The organism is Halosimplex salinum (genome assembly GCF_003730195.1).
Lineage (GTDB): Archaea > Halobacteriota > Halobacteria > Halobacteriales > Haloarculaceae > Halosimplex > Halosimplex salinum.
On record NZ_QWGG01000004.1, the window covers coordinates 547,957 to 563,693 of the forward strand.

Annotated in this window: 15 protein-coding genes; 8 read left to right on the top strand and 7 right to left on the bottom strand. The window is 62.9% G+C overall.

Features of this window, described 5'->3' with window-relative positions; genetic code table 11:
• Nucleotides 1-262: 262 nt before the first annotated feature.
• Nucleotides 263-586, bottom strand: coding sequence for a tRNA-binding protein (locus D1409_RS13975; RefSeq protein ID WP_123537588.1), 324 nt, complete (start codon nucleotides 584-586; stop codon nucleotides 263-265).
• 71 nt (nucleotides 587-657) lie between these two features.
• On the bottom strand, nucleotides 658-1,320 hold the full coding sequence (locus tag D1409_RS13980) for a hypothetical protein (protein WP_123537589.1): 663 nt from the start codon (nucleotides 1,318-1,320) through the stop codon (nucleotides 658-660).
• A 202-nt stretch (nucleotides 1,321-1,522) separates the two neighbouring features.
• Between D1409_RS13980 and D1409_RS13985 the strand changes: the two genes are divergently transcribed.
• On the top strand, nucleotides 1,523-2,710 hold the full coding sequence (locus D1409_RS13985) for a redox-regulated ATPase YchF (protein ID WP_123537590.1): 1,188 nt from the start codon (nucleotides 1,523-1,525) through the stop codon (nucleotides 2,708-2,710).
• Nucleotides 2,711-2,816: 106 nt separating this feature from the next.
• Complete coding sequence (locus D1409_RS13990) at nucleotides 2,817-3,392, top strand: M48 family metalloprotease (RefSeq protein WP_123537591.1); 576 nt, start codon at nucleotides 2,817-2,819, stop codon at nucleotides 3,390-3,392.
• Here the strand turns inward: D1409_RS13990 and D1409_RS13995 are convergent.
• Together D1409_RS13995 and D1409_RS14000 are read right to left on the bottom strand one after the other, a co-directional pair.
• A complete protein-coding gene (locus D1409_RS13995) occupies nucleotides 3,389-4,501 on the bottom strand; it encodes an SDR family oxidoreductase (RefSeq protein ID WP_235853558.1) in 1,113 nt (370 codons plus the stop codon). The genes D1409_RS13990 and D1409_RS13995 overlap by 4 nt on opposite strands.
• Nucleotides 4,468-6,048 carry a succinic semialdehyde dehydrogenase gene (locus D1409_RS14000; RefSeq protein ID WP_123537592.1) on the bottom strand — a complete coding sequence of 527 codons (1,581 nt, stop codon included), beginning with the start codon at nucleotides 6,046-6,048 and terminating at the stop codon, nucleotides 4,468-4,470. Before D1409_RS14000 ends, D1409_RS13995 begins: the two co-directional genes overlap by 34 nt.
• A gap of 113 nt (nucleotides 6,049-6,161) precedes the next feature.
• Here D1409_RS14000 and D1409_RS14005 point away from each other — a divergent pair, with 113 nt between their 5' ends.
• Entirely contained in the window at nucleotides 6,162-7,196 is a 1,035-nt protein-coding gene (locus tag D1409_RS14005) for a deoxyhypusine synthase (RefSeq protein ID WP_123537593.1), read from the top strand.
• Between the two features lie 236 nt (nucleotides 7,197-7,432).
• A complete protein-coding gene (locus D1409_RS14010) occupies nucleotides 7,433-8,941 on the top strand; it encodes a phosphoenolpyruvate carboxykinase (ATP) (protein WP_123537594.1) in 1,509 nt (502 codons plus the stop codon).
• 83 nt (nucleotides 8,942-9,024) lie between these two features.
• Here the strand turns inward: D1409_RS14010 and D1409_RS24570 are convergent, their stop codons facing one another.
• The 3 genes from D1409_RS24570 to D1409_RS14020 form a co-directional block, all read right to left on the bottom strand.
• A complete protein-coding gene (locus tag D1409_RS24570) occupies nucleotides 9,025-9,174 on the bottom strand; it encodes a DUF7563 family protein (RefSeq protein WP_164471688.1) in 150 nt (49 codons plus the stop codon).
• A 330-nt stretch (nucleotides 9,175-9,504) separates the two neighbouring features.
• Complete coding sequence (rtcA, locus tag D1409_RS14015; RefSeq protein WP_123537595.1) at nucleotides 9,505-10,518, bottom strand: RNA 3'-terminal phosphate cyclase; 1,014 nt, start codon at nucleotides 10,516-10,518, stop codon at nucleotides 9,505-9,507.
• A gap of 162 nt (nucleotides 10,519-10,680) precedes the next feature.
• A complete protein-coding gene (locus D1409_RS14020) occupies nucleotides 10,681-10,965 on the bottom strand; it encodes a hypothetical protein (RefSeq protein WP_206425054.1) in 285 nt (94 codons plus the stop codon).
• 346 nt (nucleotides 10,966-11,311) lie between these two features.
• On the opposite strand from D1409_RS14020, the gene D1409_RS14025 reads away from it, so the two are divergent.
• The 4 genes from D1409_RS14025 (at nucleotide 11,312) to D1409_RS14040 (ending at nucleotide 15,669) form a co-directional block, all read left to right on the top strand.
• Nucleotides 11,312-11,809, top strand: a complete 498-nt coding sequence (locus tag D1409_RS14025; RefSeq protein WP_123537596.1) for a hypothetical protein — start codon at nucleotides 11,312-11,314, stop codon at nucleotides 11,807-11,809.
• A complete protein-coding gene (locus D1409_RS14030; RefSeq protein ID WP_123537597.1) occupies nucleotides 11,806-12,771 on the top strand; it encodes a tyrosine-type recombinase/integrase in 966 nt (321 codons plus the stop codon). The genes D1409_RS14025 and D1409_RS14030 overlap by 4 nt, the downstream gene beginning before the upstream one ends.
• A 265-nt stretch (nucleotides 12,772-13,036) precedes the next feature.
• The gene (locus tag D1409_RS14035; protein ID WP_123537598.1) at nucleotides 13,037-14,359 is read left to right on the top strand and encodes an ATP-binding protein; all 1,323 of its coding nucleotides are present in this window, start codon (nucleotides 13,037-13,039) and stop codon (nucleotides 14,357-14,359) included.
• A gap of 32 nt (nucleotides 14,360-14,391) precedes the next feature.
• On the top strand, nucleotides 14,392-15,669 hold the full coding sequence (locus tag D1409_RS14040; RefSeq protein ID WP_206425055.1) for a DUF6414 family protein: 1,278 nt from the start codon (nucleotides 14,392-14,394) through the stop codon (nucleotides 15,667-15,669).
• Nucleotides 15,670-15,737 lie beyond the last annotated feature (68 nt).

A 15,737-nucleotide genomic window follows, 5' to 3' on the forward strand; every position in this document is an offset into this window, starting at 1 on the left:
GTTTTACCCTGCTTACATTTTGTCAGTCCCGAAACTCAAAGATATTCGAGGACAGGAGATGTGGATTCGCAACTGGTCAGCGGGTCGTCTCCTGCCCGTCGGAAGATGCCGAACACTGGCGATGACTCGGAAGGCTGGCCGCCGAGATCCGCGCTGGACGCTTCCAGTGTGTGCCGACTATTCGGTTCGCATTCGGCACTTCCATGCAGATATCGGCCGGAGACGACAGTCTCCGCGGTTCGTTCGCGCGCAGGCCGGCCACTCAGTACAGTTCGCCGCCCAGCGGGACGTCTTCTTCCGGCGTGACGAGGACCGGGTTGCCGTCCGCCCCCGGCACGCCGACGGTGAGCGCCTCTGATTTGAACCCCGCGATGCGGACGGACCCGAGGTTCGTCGCCGCGAGGACCTGTCGGCCTTCGACGTCCTCGGCGTCGTGGTGATAGCCCAGCTGGGCGGCCGACTGGCGCGTCTCGTCGCCGAGGTCCAGCCAGAGCTTGACCATCTCGGACTTGTTGGCTTCGGGAAACGGTTCGGCGCGGGTGACTTCGGCGACCTGTATCCGCACGTCGAACGGACTCTCCGTCATGACTTCCCGCTCGACCGTCGCGGAGTTAACGGTTTCCGGACGGACTTGCTCAGCGACGCCCGAAACGGACGTCAGTCACCGGCCGTAGCGACGGACAGTTCGAACCACCAGTCGACGACTAGCGGCTCGGAACTCGTCTCGCTTCCCCCTTCGGCGGTTTCGTCCCACAGAGCGACGGACGCGTCGAACCGATAGGTATCCGGCTCCAGGTGGCCGTCGACCGTGTAGTCGTCCCAGACCTCGTAGGTGGTCGCGATCGTCTCGTCGGACTCGAACGGGCGTCGCCCGCAGCCGTAGCCATCGAATCCGACGCTATCGCGCGGCGGGAGGTCACGGGTCCAGCAGTCACCGACGCGGTCGGCCGGTACGTCGCCCGCGCGGTAGAGCCACAGGCCGCCGGGGTCGCTCCGGCCTGCGTCGCGGTTCAGGAGATGGCAGCGGCCGTCGTCGGTCACGTCCACAGCGCGACTCGGACCGTCGTTGCGCAGTTCGACGGCGACCTGCGCCGGCGCGTCTGCCGTCGAACGCGTACGCTCGGTCGTGGCTGTCATCGACATCTCGGCCCCGTCGGGAACCGTCGCCGTCCCCGCGAGTTCTATCCGACGCGGGTCCGAGGATTCGCAGGTGGGAGGCGTCGCCGTCTCGTCGGCTGTCCGATCGGACGAACCCGGCGTCTGACAACCGGTGAGCGCCGCGCAGGTGCCCAGCGAGGCGAGGACCGTACGTCGGTGCATACTCCGCGTTTCGAACCTGCCGGGAAAACATCCCCGGAGGATCAACGAGCGACTTGACCGTCGGTCGGGACGGCCCTGTCACTGGATCTCGTACGACACGTTGTTTGTGAATAGGCCACACGCCGCTCGAAGCAGGCGAATCCGGCGGTTTCGACGTATCCGATTGGAAACGCTTTAGCCGCGCTGTTGGATACAGCAGGCAATGAGTTACCGCATCGGACTCGTCGGCAAGCCCTCGGTGGGCAAGTCGACGCTGTTCAACGCCGCGACGATGAACGACGTGCCAGAGGGGGCCTACCCGTTCACGACGATCGACCCGAGCGTCGGCGAGGCCTACGTCCGCGTCGAGTGCGCCGCGCCGGAGTTCGACCACTCCTGTACGCCGAACACGGGCTACTGCGAGGACGGCACGCGCTTCGTCCCGTCGAAACTCGTCGACGTCGCCGGGCTGGTCCCGGGCGCCCACGAGGGCCGCGGACTCGGCAACCAGTTCCTCTCGGACCTCAACGAGACGGACGTGCTCGTCCACGTCGTCGACTTCTCCGGCGAGACCGACATCGAGGGCGAGGCGACCGAGGACCACGACCCCCGCGAGGACATCGACTTCCTCGAAGAGGAACTGGACATGTGGTACCTCGACATCCTCGAGAAGGGCATCGAGCGCTACCGCTCGGGCTACCAGGGCGAGGACCGCGACATCGAGACCGATCTGGCCGAGCAGATGAGCGCCTTCGGGACGAACGAGGACGAGATCAAGCAGGTGCTCCTCTCGCTCGGTCTCTCGCTCGACCCCGACGAGTGGGAGCAGGAGGACCGCGAGGAACTCGCTCGCGAGATCCGACTGCGGACGAAACCGATGGTCGTCGCCGCGAACAAGATGGACAAACCCACCGCACAGGAGAACTTCGAGGCGATCACCGAAGAGGACGCGTACGACCACCTCACCTTCGTTCCGGTCTCGGCCCACGCGGAGAAGGCGCTCAAGTCCGCGGACGAGCAGGGCGTCGTCGACTACCGCCCCGGCGACAGCGAGTTCGAGATCGTCGGCGACGTGAGCGAGGAGCAGGAGGCGGGACTGGAATCGATCCGCGAGTTCGTCACCGAGTACGAGGGGACGGGCGTCCAGCGCGCGCTGGAGACCGCCCTGTTCGACGTGCTCGACGCTATCGCCGTCTTCCCTGGCGCGGAGAAACCGCAGGAGGACGGCACCTTCCTGCAGGACTGTTTCGTCCTGCCCGACGGGTCGACCGCCGAGGAGTTCGCCTACTTCCTCCACACCGACATCGGCGAGGGGTTCCTCCACGCGATGGACATCCGCTCCGGTCGGCAGGTCGCCGCCGACACCGAACTCGACCACCGCGACGTGGTCGAGATCACGACGACGAACTGAGGAGGAACCGGACCGCGGCGACGACCTGAGGAGGCCGCGGGGTGGGCGCGTCCCTCTCGCCGCGAGCGAGCGATTCAAGAGACCGCACGTTCTTGTCGGCCACATCGTGACGACGCCGTCGTACGCCGACATCGCGACCCACGACGACCTCGTGGCGTGGTCGCGCGAGTACTGCAAGGAGGTGCGCCGCGAGTGGCTGGTCGACGTCCGATTCGACCTCGTGGAGTGGGAGGTGTCGACGCGCGCGAAACGACGGGCGGCGGCGCTCAAACGCCCGAAGATCCCGGCGGCCGAAGTCGGCGACTCGGTCGACTGGGAGACGGTCGAAGCCTCCGGCGGGCGGCGGGCCGACGGCCGGCCGTTCCCGGCGACGCTGTCGCTGACCTGGGGCGCGTTCGAGTCGTTCGACCGGGACCAGTGGGAGGCGACGCTCCGCCACGAACTGGTTCACCTCGAACAGTACCAGCGCTGTGGCACCACCGACCACGGGACCGAGTTCGAGGCGCGCGCCCGGGAACTCGACACCGACGTCCACTGCGAGACGTTCTCCGACCCGAAGTACGTCCTCCGCTGTCGGGAGTGCGACGCGCTCGTGGCTCGACGGTACAGGGACTGCAAGCTCGTCCGGCGGGCCGAGGAGTACCGCTCGTCGTGTTGCGACGCGGCGCTCACCGTCGACTAGGTCATCGTCCCGACTCCACCGTCGATGCGCTCCCGCGCGTAGGCGACCAGTCGGTCCGCGTACGAGGCGAACAGCGGACACCGAACGTCGGTATCGGCGAGCGCCTCCCGCGTGTTCTCGTCGGTGTACGTCGTCGGCTGGGAGAGGTACGGCAACGAGGCCGGCTCGATCCCGAGTTCGTCGGCGAAACCGGGGATCCGCTCGGTGGCGATACGGGCAAATCTGGTCGTGCCCCGGACTGGAACCACCCGACGTCCGGCCGCCCGACCCAGCGCCCGGACGAGTTCGCTGATCGTCGGCGGGTGGGGGTTGCAGAGCTGGTACACCTCCCCGACGGAGTCCTGGCGGGCCGAAATCGCGTCCATCGCGTCGACCACGAAGTCCCGCGGAACGACGTTCAGCCGCGTCGCGGACGGCCGGACCGGGACGGGAACGACGGCCACGGGCCACTGGCGGAGGATCAGCTTCAGCAGGTAGTACGGTCCGTCGAACTTCTGGGTCTCGCCGGTTCGACTGTCGCCCACGGCGATGGCCGGTCGGTATATCGTCGCCGGGAACCCGTCGGCCATCCGGTCCCGTACCAGTCGCTCCGCCTCGAACTTGGTCGCCTCGTAGTGGTTGTGGAACGACTGCCCGACCGCGAGGTCGCGGTGGGTGAAGGTCCCGTCGTAGCGGCCACTGACGTAGCACGTGCTGACGTAGTGGAACCGCTCGACCTCGGCGGCGGCGGCGAACCGAAGCACGTGGCGGGTCCCGTCGACGTTCACTCGTTCGGCGAGCGGTCGCGCGACCCCCAGATCGTACACCGCGGCGAGGTGGTAGACGACGCGTGCCTCCCGCCGGAGAGCGTCGTAGTCGTCGACGGCGAGGTCGGGATCGGTGATGTCGCCCTCGACAAGTCGGATCCGGTCGCGGTCGACCCCTGCGTCGTCGGCGAGGGTCGCGGCCCGCTCACGCGCCTTATCGCGGTAGTGAGACTGGACGAGACAGACGAGGCGTTCGTCGGTGCGGTCGAGCAGTCGGCCGACGAGCGCCGAGCCGAGGAATCCGGGGAAGCCGGTGAGCAGTTGCACGGTCAGCGACCCCTCGGCGAGCGGTCCCGCACCCACCGGAGCAGTCTGACGCCCGCAGTCGCGCCCGCCGCGGCGACGCGGTTCGGGACCCGTTCGGGAATCGCGAGCGGGTGGCCGCGCTGGGTCGTGACCGTCTGGGACTCGGTGTAGTCGCGGATCCCCTGGCGACCGTGGCGGCGCCCGATCCCCGAGTCGCCGACGCCACCCATCGGCGCGTCGGTCGAGGCCCACATCGCGCGGTAGCCGTCGTTGATCGACACCGAACCGGCCTCGATGCGGCGGGCCACGCGCTCTCCGCGGTCGGCGTCGCCCGTCCAGACGCTCGCGTGGAGGCCGTAGTCGGTGTCGTTGGCTCGCTCGACGGCCTCGGCCACGGCGTCGACGGGGACGAGCGAGACGACGGGACCGAACGTCTCCTCGCTCGCGGCGGTCGCTGCGGCCGGGAGGTCGGTGAGGACGGTCGGTTCGTAGGCCCACGGGCTCACGTCCTCGCGCCGGCGGCCGCCGGTCTCGACCGTCGCGCCGCGCTCGCGGGCGTCGGCGACGTGCGAGTCGACCGTCTCCAGCTGTTCGTGGCTGACCAGCGACCCCACGTCCGGGCCGTAGTCGAGCCCGACGCCGAGGTCGAGCCGTTCGGTCGCGGCGACGAACGCCTGGCGGAACCCCTCGAACAGCGGACGCTCGACGTACACTCGTTCGGTCGCGATACAGAGCTGTCCGGCGTTGGCGTAACAGCCGTTGAGGAGGCCGCGGACCGTCTCGTCGAGGTCGGCGTCGGCGAGGACGACCGCCGGGTTCTTCCCGCCGAGTTCGAGCGACGTGTCGACGAGGTGTTCGCCCGCCAGCGCCGCCACCTCGCGGCCGACGGCGGTGCTCCCGGTGAACCGCAGGTGGTCGACCCGCGAGATCAGCGGCTCGCCCAGTCGCTCGCCGTCGCCGGTGACGACCTGGACGAGACCCGCCGGGAGCCCCGCCGATTCGAGCAGTTCGACCGCGCGGAGCGCCGAGAACGGCGTCGCCTCGGCGGGTTTCAGGACGGCGCCGTTTCCGGCCAGGAGCGCGGGCAGGAGATCGGAGACGGCGAGCGTGAGCGGGTAGTTCCACGGGGAGATGCAACCGACGACGCCGACGGGGTCGGCGTGTTCGACGGTCCGGGTCAGGCCGGGAACTGCCCCCCTCCGGCGAGTCGATTCGAGATGTCCGGGGCCGCGGCGAGCGTAGTAGTCGGCCGTGGCGACGATGTCGAGCACCTCTTCGAGCGCGTCGAAGCGGGCCTTCCCGGTCTCCAGCTGGACCACGTCGAGCAGTTCGGTGCGGTCGGCGGTCACCGCCTCGGCGAACCGGTCGAGCACGTCGGCGCGTTCGGTGACGGATCGATCGGCCCAGTCGGACTGGGCGTCGCGAGCGCGTTCGACCGCGGCCGCCACGTCGTCGGCCGTACACTCGGGGACCGTCCCGATAGCGTCGCCGGATACCGGCGACCGGACCGCGAGCGACTCCCGTTCGCCGACCGTCGCGACACCGGCGCGGAGTCGCTCGCGGGCGTGCTCGGGCAACACGGAGTCGGCGTGGGACGAAGCCATGGAGGGTGGAAGGAAGCCAGGCATTTCGGTGTTTCCCGCGTGGCGGTAGCTCGGGCGCGGCGGACGGCCGAGAATCGCGGGCTTGAAGCGCGCGGGCGGCCGACGGGCGAGCAATGAGCGACGAGACGCCACGCGAGACGTTCGAACACGACCCCATCGGCCACGCCGAGGCGCGCGCGGGCATGACCGTCGGGGAACTCGCCGACGAGTACGGGAACGCCGGCATCGGCGCCAGCGCCCTCCACGAGGCCGTCGACGTGTACGCCGAGATGCTCGGCGACGACGACGTGACCAACTTCTTCGGCCTCGCCGGCGCGATGGTTCCCACCGGTATGCGCCGCATCGTCGCCGACCTGATCCGCGACGGGCACATCGACGCGCTGGTGACGACCGGCGCGAACCTCACCCACGACTCGATCGAAGCCATCGGCGGCAAACACCACCACGGACAGGTCCACGACGAGGGCAAGACCGAGCGCGAGCACGACGAGCGACTCCGCGACGAGGGCGTCGACCGCATCTACAACGTCTACCTCCCGCAAGAGCACTTCGCGCTGTTCGAGGACCACCTCCGCAGCGAGGTGTTCCCGACGCTCGAAGCGGAGTGCGAGGAGTCGGGCGCCGTCAGCATCCAGCGGTTCACCGAGGAACTCGGCCGCGCGAACGCCGCGGTGAACGACGCAGAAGATATCGAGGAGGGGCCGGGCGTCGCGGCCGCCGCGTACGAGAACGACGTGCCGATATACTGTCCGGCGGTCCAGGACTCCGTGCTGGGCCTGCAGGCGTGGATGTACTCCCAGACGAGCGAGTTCACGCTCGACGCGCTGGCGGACATGACGACCATCACCGATCAGGCCTTCGACGCCGAGAAGGCGGGCGCGATGGTCGTCGGCGGCGGCGTGCCGAAGAACTACACGCTCCAGACGATGCTCGTCGCGCCGGACGCCTACGACTACGCGGTGCAGTTGACGATGGACACGCCCGAGACCGGCGGGTTGTCGGGCGCGACGCTCGACGAGGCGCGTTCGTGGGGGAAACTGGAGAAGGCCGCCCGCAACGCCTCCGTCTACGCCGACGCGACGATCACGCTCCCGCTCGTCGTCGCGGCGGCCCGCGAACGGGTCGCAACCGGCGAGAGCGACGACTGACCGACCGCTGACCGACTGCCGACCGACCGCTGCACGACTGTCGACCGGCCACTGACCGGCCACTGACAGATAATAATACGGCCCTTACCGACCCGATCCGTCCGGCCGCTCGACCGGCGCCCCGCGACCGACCAACGATTTACTCGCGTTTTAATAATTAATTCTATGTCGATGATTAGCAAACGAATGGAGGAAATGACACCTTTATCACTGACGGATGTGATCGATCGGCTACGATGTCACAACACGGGACGGCGATCGATTCGCCGACAGCGGCGATCGCAGATCCCCAGACGGCGGACAACGTCGTATACGACCCGGCGCTGGCGTCGGTACGTGAGTTCGCGCGCGACCTGGAGACGACGACGGAGTACGGCTCCCCGTCGTACGTGAGCGAACACCAGTCGCGCAACGCGGACCTGACGAAGAACGCAGTCGACCACGACTTCGACGGCGACGACTACGAGCACGTCGAGACGGCGCTCGACGCCGTCGCGGACCGCGAGATGGTGTGCCTCGACCGTCAGCTGGGCCGCCACTCCGAGAACAGCTACGTCTGTCGCTACTACGTCCCGAAGGAGCACAGCCGCATCGCGCTGGCGTGGGCCAAGCTCCTCGAACCCGCGCCCGACGACGCCGAGCCCGACTTCACGACGGTCCAGGTCCCGGACACCGAGGAGGTCGCCATCCGCGTCCTCCCCGACGAGGGGTTCACGGCCGTCCTGGGAACCGACTACTCCGGCGAGGCCAAGAAGTCGTTCCTGCGCCTGTTCATGCTCGACGCCAAGCGACAGGGCGGTCTCGGTCTCCACGCCGGCACCAAACGGGTCCGCCTCGAATCGGACGACGGCGACCTGGAAACGGTGGGGCAGGTCTTCCTCGGGCTCTCCGGTACCGGCAAGTCGACGCTCACCGCCCACGGCCTGGGTCTCGAACCCCCGGAGGACGCGACGATGCTCCAGGACGACGTCTGCGCGCTGCGACCTGACGGGACCGTCGCCGGCAGCGAGGGCGAAGGGCTCTACATCAAGACCATCGGGCTCGACCACGGCGAGCAGCCGGACCTGTACGAGGCCGCGACCCACGACTCGGCCGTCCTCGAGAACGTCGACGTCGCCGCGGACGGCACGGTCGACTTCGACAGCGACGCCCACACCGCCAACGCCCGCGCGATCGTCCAGCGCGACCACCTCCCCTCCGCCGACGAGGAGATCGACCTCCCGTCGATCGACCAGGTGTTCTTCATCACGCGCAACCCCGCGATGCCCCCCATCGCGAAGCTCTCCTCCGAGGAGGCGGCCGTCGCGTTCATGCTCGGCGAGTCCGTCCAGACCAGCGCCGGCGACCCCGACAGCGCGGGCGAGGCCATCCGCGTCGTCGGGACCAACCCCTTCATCGTCGGGTCCGAGGGCGAGGAGGGGAACCGCTTTCGCGACCTCGTCGCCGACCTCGACGTCGACGCGTTCCTCCTCAACACCGGGAGCGTCGGCGACCGCGACATCGGCGTCGACGACACGGTGAGCCTGCTTCGAGCGGTCAGTCGCGGGCGCGTCGCCTGGACCGACGACCCGACGACGGGACTGACCGTCCCCGACTCCGTCCCGGGGCTGGACGTGAGCCGGTTCGACGTCGGTGACGCGCTCGACGACGCCGACGACCGGATCGCCGACCTGCGCGAGGAACGTCGGGAGTACCTCGCCGCGTTCGAAGACCTGGACGAAACGATCCGCGCAGCCATCTACTGACCCGGTTTCGGGGAGCCGCGAGTCACGCTCCGGTCGTCCGCGACCGACCGGCGTGGCGGAGGGCGGGGGTGTGACTCACGGTTTCAGGCTTTCTGTGCGCGCTCTCTGGACACCTCGGCGATACCGCTGTTGGCCGAGCATGTCGGGCAGGCGTGGAGGTCGCCGAACTCGTCAGCGAAGACGCGGGCGAACTGTTCCGAGACGTGCGTACCGCAGTGGTCACAGGCTGGCATTTGTGGTGGACTCCTCTCGCGTCCACTCGACAACAGGTATCGAACCGTACAAGGAGGTTTTCCGGCTTCGGACCCAATTTGGCCCGAAATATGCACAAAATCCGACTCAGAACGCCCCTACCGGCGGATACAGTTCTCCGCTCGACCGGCTGGACTCGATGACAGAGTCTTGTCAGTCGCCGCTCAGATGTCGCCGCTCAGATGTCGCCGCTCAGACGTCACCGCTCGCACGCAGGACGAACTCGTCGGGGGTATCGGAGACCGGAGACCGTCGCCGGGGCCGGACGGCGATCCGTAGCCGCCCGGTCCGCCCCGCGGGTCAGGTGTCACCTATCGATCGGCGAAGACGACCGGAGCGGGCCCGGAGTCGTCGACCGACACGTCCTGCCCGAACGTCGCGAGCAGGTCGAGACTCGAGGAGAGGTGGTCGGAGACGCCGGGGACCGCGACGCGGCCGCCGGCGAGCCCGAGGAAGACGAGCAGCTGGTCGGCGAGGTGGACGTCGACCGCGGCGCCGCTTCCGAGGAAGCGCCGGAGCGGGTCGGTGGCTCTGTTCGACACTTCCTCGGCGGGCGTGCCGGGCGAGCCGTAGGCGTCGAAGCCGGCGACGCTGTCCGCCCCGTCGAGGCGGACCACGACCACCGACCCGGGGTTGCTCGTGGCGACGTACGTCGTCCGGTGTTCGACGGTCTCGACGCCGAGGCCGTCGAGGGCGTCCGTCGCGGCGGCGGCCTGGCGCTCGGCGACTTCGGCGTCGGCCAGTTCCGCGGCGGCTTTCGAGTAGACGCGAGCGCCGGTCTGCGACAGGCCGCTCCCCAGGTCTATCCGGGAGAGCGACGACGGCCAGAGGCGGAGCGTCGCGCGACCGCCGCCCACCGGGTAGAAGCCCGTCCGGTCGACCTCGACGGCGGCGGCGAGGCCGAACCGGCGGAGGAGCGGGAGTTTTACCTCGCGATAGTAGGCGAGCGGCGGCGACCACTTCACGTCGGTCCCGCCGGTCGCCGTGATCGAGAGCGGCTCGTCGATCCGAGTCGCGAGCGGGAGGAACGTGTCGAAGAGGAGACTGACGCTCCCGGCGGTCCCGATGTCCGCCTCGTAGCGGCCGCCGCCGATACGGCCGGGTTCGAAGGTGACGCGCTCGGACCCCTGTTCGGCTCCTTCGACGTCGGCGTCGGCGACGTCCGCGGCGGTCTCGACGGCGGCCAGGTGCTGGGGTTTCAGCCCCGGCGTCGAGCGATTCCCCCTGACTTCGTCGAGCTCGACGGCCTCGCCGCTCAACATCGACAGCGTCAGCGCGCTCCTGACCAGTTGTCCCCCTCCCTGGCTCCCGTCCACCTCGAGCATAGCAAGGGGTACCCCGGCGGCAGATATAGTAGCCACGGTGGTCGCCCTGCGAACTGGCGGACACGCCGCTTGCGGACCGGGTGGCGGTTCGGAAAAGGAGCCGACCGCTACGAAGCCTGACAGCGCGGGCGGTCGGTGTGGTTGGGTCGGTTCAGACGTTCGTTACTGCGAGCGGCTCTGGACCATCCGCTCGACGCGGCCGACGAGCGTGTCGCTACCGGTCGCGCGCTCGACCATGTCGCTCATCTGCGTCTGTTTGAAGTAACTCGCGAACGCGAGGATCGTCGGCGGCCAGAGGCCAACGAACAGCCCTTGCTGTTTGTCGCCCCGGGCGTAGAAGAAGAACCACGACAGCACGACCGACCCCGCGGCCAGTATGACCGCGGGATCCGTGCCCGTGTTCTCTGCCGCTCGCACCGCTTCTTGCTGTTGACCTTTGGATTCCATGCAACCACGCTAGCGGCGGAACGGGTTTAGTTAGCCAGTGAGTAGCCCGAACAACCCCTGATTACGGGATTCGACGATCGAACAGGTCGAGCTTAACCGCGGAAACGTCCGACTACTCGGCAGACGGCGCGGTGTCGATGCCGGGCGGTGCTCGGCGCTCCCGCGACGCGGTGGAAACCGATTTCCCGACCGACGACGTATCGCCGTCCGGCCGATGACGATCCGCGACACAGAGCCGGCCTGACGAGCCGGTCGTGACGAACCCTATGAGTTCCGAGGCCACGCTTTCAGTACTAGAGATAAAAGGATTGCCGATCAAACGTTCACATCGAGGTGCTGTGTTGCGATGACTGGTAGACGTTTGTCCAAAAGTGACGAGAGAAAAGTCGTCAAGACTTACGCCCTTACAGAGACGAAGCAGGAGTGGAAATCGGAGGCGGAAGATGAGGGTTTGTCGCTCAGCCGTTATCTGCATCAGTTGATTCAGGAGAGTCGTGCGATGCGGAAGCAAGGCCGCTTGAAACTGGGAGACCGGAGGAAAGTCGAGCAGCTCCAGGAGGAAGTCGATGAGCTTCAGGCACAGTTGGATAGTCAGAGGCAGAAACGCTCGAACCCGGATATCGGCTCCAATTTGATCCAGCCAGAGGGCTTGGAACAGATCGTTGACGGGGAGTTCAAGCCGTTGGATCAGGTGTTAAAAGAACTGGTGGGAAGCCAGAGTTTTCAGGAACGTCTTCGTACAGAGCTGAAGTCTGAGCTCTACAGGTTAGCGAACAACGGGAAGGTAGAGTACCGGCGAGGAAACGGCTGGAAAAACATTGGAAAGGAAGGTGATCGGGAATGAGTGGCACTGACAAGTTCCTGTTCACCGCGGATAGCTGGGAAGAGAAGGTCTACAGGAACAATCACCGTGTTATCAACGACTGGCTTCGCTCAAAAGAGACCACCGGAAAATCAAGGCGGACACTCAACGAGTACAGCCGTACCGCCAAGAAGTTCTTCCACGAGGAGTTCCCCAAGCTTGATCCTGTTGACGTCGAAGTCCGTCACATCGAACAGTACCTCACCCGGCTGAACCAACGCGAGCTGAGCCAGAACACCAAAAGGCGGTACCTCGAATCTCTTAGCGCGTTCTACAGCTGGGCACTACAACGACCGCGGTACGAAGAAGTGACCGGTAACCCCGCAGGAGTAATCCTTGAGGAAATCCCTAAGAACGTTCCTGAACGCCCAGACTGCGCCACCTGGGAAAACGCCTGTAAAATCGTGGACGCGGTGGAAGACCCACGAAACTTCGCACTCACCGCAGTCTTAGCGAAAACCGGTTGCCGAGCGCGTGAAGCCTGCCGGATCAAAGAAGACGACCTACTACTCGAAGAAGGATTCGTCCGGCTGCGAGAGAGGAAAGGAGGAAACCAGACAGTCGTGCCTATCGACGACGAACTTATCCAGTTGATAGAGTTCTACCAGACCCTTCGAACCAGTCGAGGCTCCGACTATCTATTCGAATCCACCAAAGGAGGAAGAATGAAACGCAAACAGCTACGCCGCCACATCAGAAGTGCTGCTGTCAAAGCCGGAGTCATGGAACAGGGCGAAACACGGTTCCACAAAAAGTTCACACCGCACACCTTTCGAACCGTGTTCACCACGTTGATGCGGAACCAAGATATGAGCGACCACATCCTCAAATACATTAGAGGAGACTCCAAGACCGAAACCATGGATATCTACACACGAGTCGACCGAACACAAGCTAGGAAAGAATACCTCGACTGCATCAAAAAACTCAACGTCCACATCTAAACTCTCTGAGGAACCGTTCCCTCTCAGGTTCTAATCAGTCTACAATGTATAGTCGCCGGTGTTTTCCAACCTGATTCAGACCTGATTTTCCGACCTAGAAAGAAGCGATATGACCTGATTCTGGGCTGATTCTCCGTCCCGCGTTCACGATCATGGTATCGCCAGTTCCGCAGAATCGTTTTCCTTCTCACGCTTGTTCGAAATGTCCTCAGTAGAGAGCATTCATCAAGTAGATTCAAGAAAGTACAGATCACCAATTGTTGTTATGTCCGAAGAGAAGCTGGCCCTTGTAAACGAGATCGCGGACAACAGCGATCTTATTGTAGGGTTCATAGACGGTTCCGGGTCAGCCACCGTATCTAATCATACGGATGATGCCGAAGTGGGTGATATCGTTGAAGTCGAGGAAACTGTCCTTGATAGTAGCGATGACAAGGCGGTTAAGGTAGTTAAAAAAGGAGGTTACGACCGAGGAAGAAGTGTTGGAGTTGTAGAATGTGTTTTCGACGAGAAGATTGCAGTGAGAACCGAAAATGGCCTAATTGAAGTCGGCCGGCCTGATGAAACTGTAGAAGAAGGCTATACTATCGCATTAACTCGTTCTCAGTCATTCTCTCAGGTATTGGGTGAGAAGCCAGTTGAAATTGAACCGAAGCCAGATCTTGAAGTTGACGCGATCAACCTGAATCTAGGTTCTGGAGATGGAGACGAGGAAGAAGAAAGCGAAACAGGAGAGGGGTTGTACCAACCAGAGAGTATTGATGATGTCTCTTTTGATGATGTTATCGGATTACAGGACGCCAAAGATCGGCTAACTGAGGCAGTAAGTCTCCCGATGGAAAAGCCCGATGAGATGGAGAAATTTGGTCTTGAAGGCCGATTCGGAATCCTGTTCTACGGCCCCCCAGGGACCGGGAAGACAATGCTAGCAAAAGCAGCCGCAAACGAATGGGGATCTTCTGACTCATTTTTCCACATCGGTGGCCCAGAAATTGTGAGCAAGTACTATGGTGAGAGCGAACGCCAAATCCGAAAGGTCTTCGAGGCCGCTAAGCAGAAAGCGGAAGAGAAAGAAGAGGAAGACGGAGAAGGAAAGGAACCTGCAGTAGTCTTTATAGACGAAATCGACAGCGTCGTTCCGCGCCGAGATCGTGCCGATGAGACAGAACGCCGTATTGTTGCCCAGTTCCTAAGCGAACTTGACGGTTTAGAGGATAGAGGTAATATTGTCGTCATTGGTGCAACCAATTTGATCGAGGTGATTGATCCAGCAGTACGGCGACCAGGGCGTTTTGATGAGGAGATTGAATTTACTTTACCGGATACCGGGGAACGTCGAGAAATCCTTGAAGTTCACTCAAACGACATGCCAGTCTCTTCCTCCGTAGATTTTCACGATATTGCGGAGCGGACTCGTGGGTGGTCGGGTGCCGACTTAGAATCCATCGTTAAGAAAGCCGGACTCATTGCCGTCAAAGAAGACCGGTCAAAGGTTCACCACGAGGATTTCGTAATCGCGCTTGAGCGATTTGATGAGCAACGCGAGGCCAAACGTCAGCAGATAAATGAGGTGAGGCAGCAGGAATGACTCGTCTAAAAATACGTCAAAGACTGCACTCCGTGCTAACGCGGCTACAGCGGTGGCTTGCCAGAAGTGAATTTGATGATCTCCGTGAGTTTGTTTACCTGGACGAAATTAGTGTTAGGAGTCTGTTGGCTTCAACAGGGGAAGGCGGTATTGTATCTGAAACAGTTAATGAAGAGATGCGTAGAAGACGTTCTGGATCTAGTGCGGGTGGTTCAATATCAGCTGGCCCAGCCTCTGTTAATGCAAATGTTTCTGAGGAAAGAGAAAGTCAGGAGACTAAAATTGAGACGCGTAATTACGACCTGATTCAGTCCAAGTTCACGAGACTATACAAGAGCGATGTAGTGGAGAAGAAGCTTTCACTGGATCAGATACCAATGGAAGAAGAATCCGAGGATGAACCGTTTTCTGGGCTTGCAGCCTCGGATTTAAAACGCGGTGATGTAGTCGAGCTCCGAGTGAATCTTTCAGCAAATCTCTTGTTCAGGCTGTACAGGACTATTGATTATTTTGCTGATGCATTTGAAGATCAGATTGATTCTGAGACCGAGGAAATGCTGGAGTTGATAGGCAGTAGTCTTGGCAATCGTATTCCGGTTGTTGGGAAAGCTGTTGACTACAAAGTCGTCGAGGGAGATGAAGACGAGAAGGAGATCAAACGTTCTGATCAACTGAATAGTAAGGAGGAAAAGGAAGCAGAGGATTTAGAGGTAGTTACACTGCTCAACCTGGACAGTCTATGGGTTGATCCGATACAGACCTTGTTCAATAATGACCGGTTCGTAATCTACTGTAGAATAGAGGACGTGGATATAGACCGTTGGTATCCATTGAAGGTGACTCGTGCGATCAACAGTCTCTCAAAACCTGCTGCAAAGAATTTGAACCAAGAGTTCCGACGGGGCTTGGAAGAGACAAGAAGCCAGTTATCCGAACTCCAAAATTTCACTGATTGGTCTGCTGACTCAGCGATTCAGTGGGGCCAGGATATTCAACAGTATACTGAATCTCTGGAAGAGGAATATGGTCAAGATGTTTCTGAGGACGAACAGGAGCAGTTGATCGTAGAGACTATGGAAACTGTTGATCTTGGCGATGAAGTTAGCCAGACGGCACAACGAAAGAGGGTTCTTAACGCCTATACAGATGCTTTCATCGAGATGTATGGATTAGATCCTGTCGATGATGAGAAACGTCAGAAGTTGCGGCCCGATGCTACCACTTCTACTCAGAATGCTGGTGTAGTGAGTTCTACTGATGAAGATAACGCGTTCCGAGTTGAGACAAAAACTGTGGCGCTGTACTGGTGATTGGAAGGGTCTGATGTCCGGTTGAGTCTCCTGGTTTGAAGAATAGTTATTTATGACTAAGTAGTATA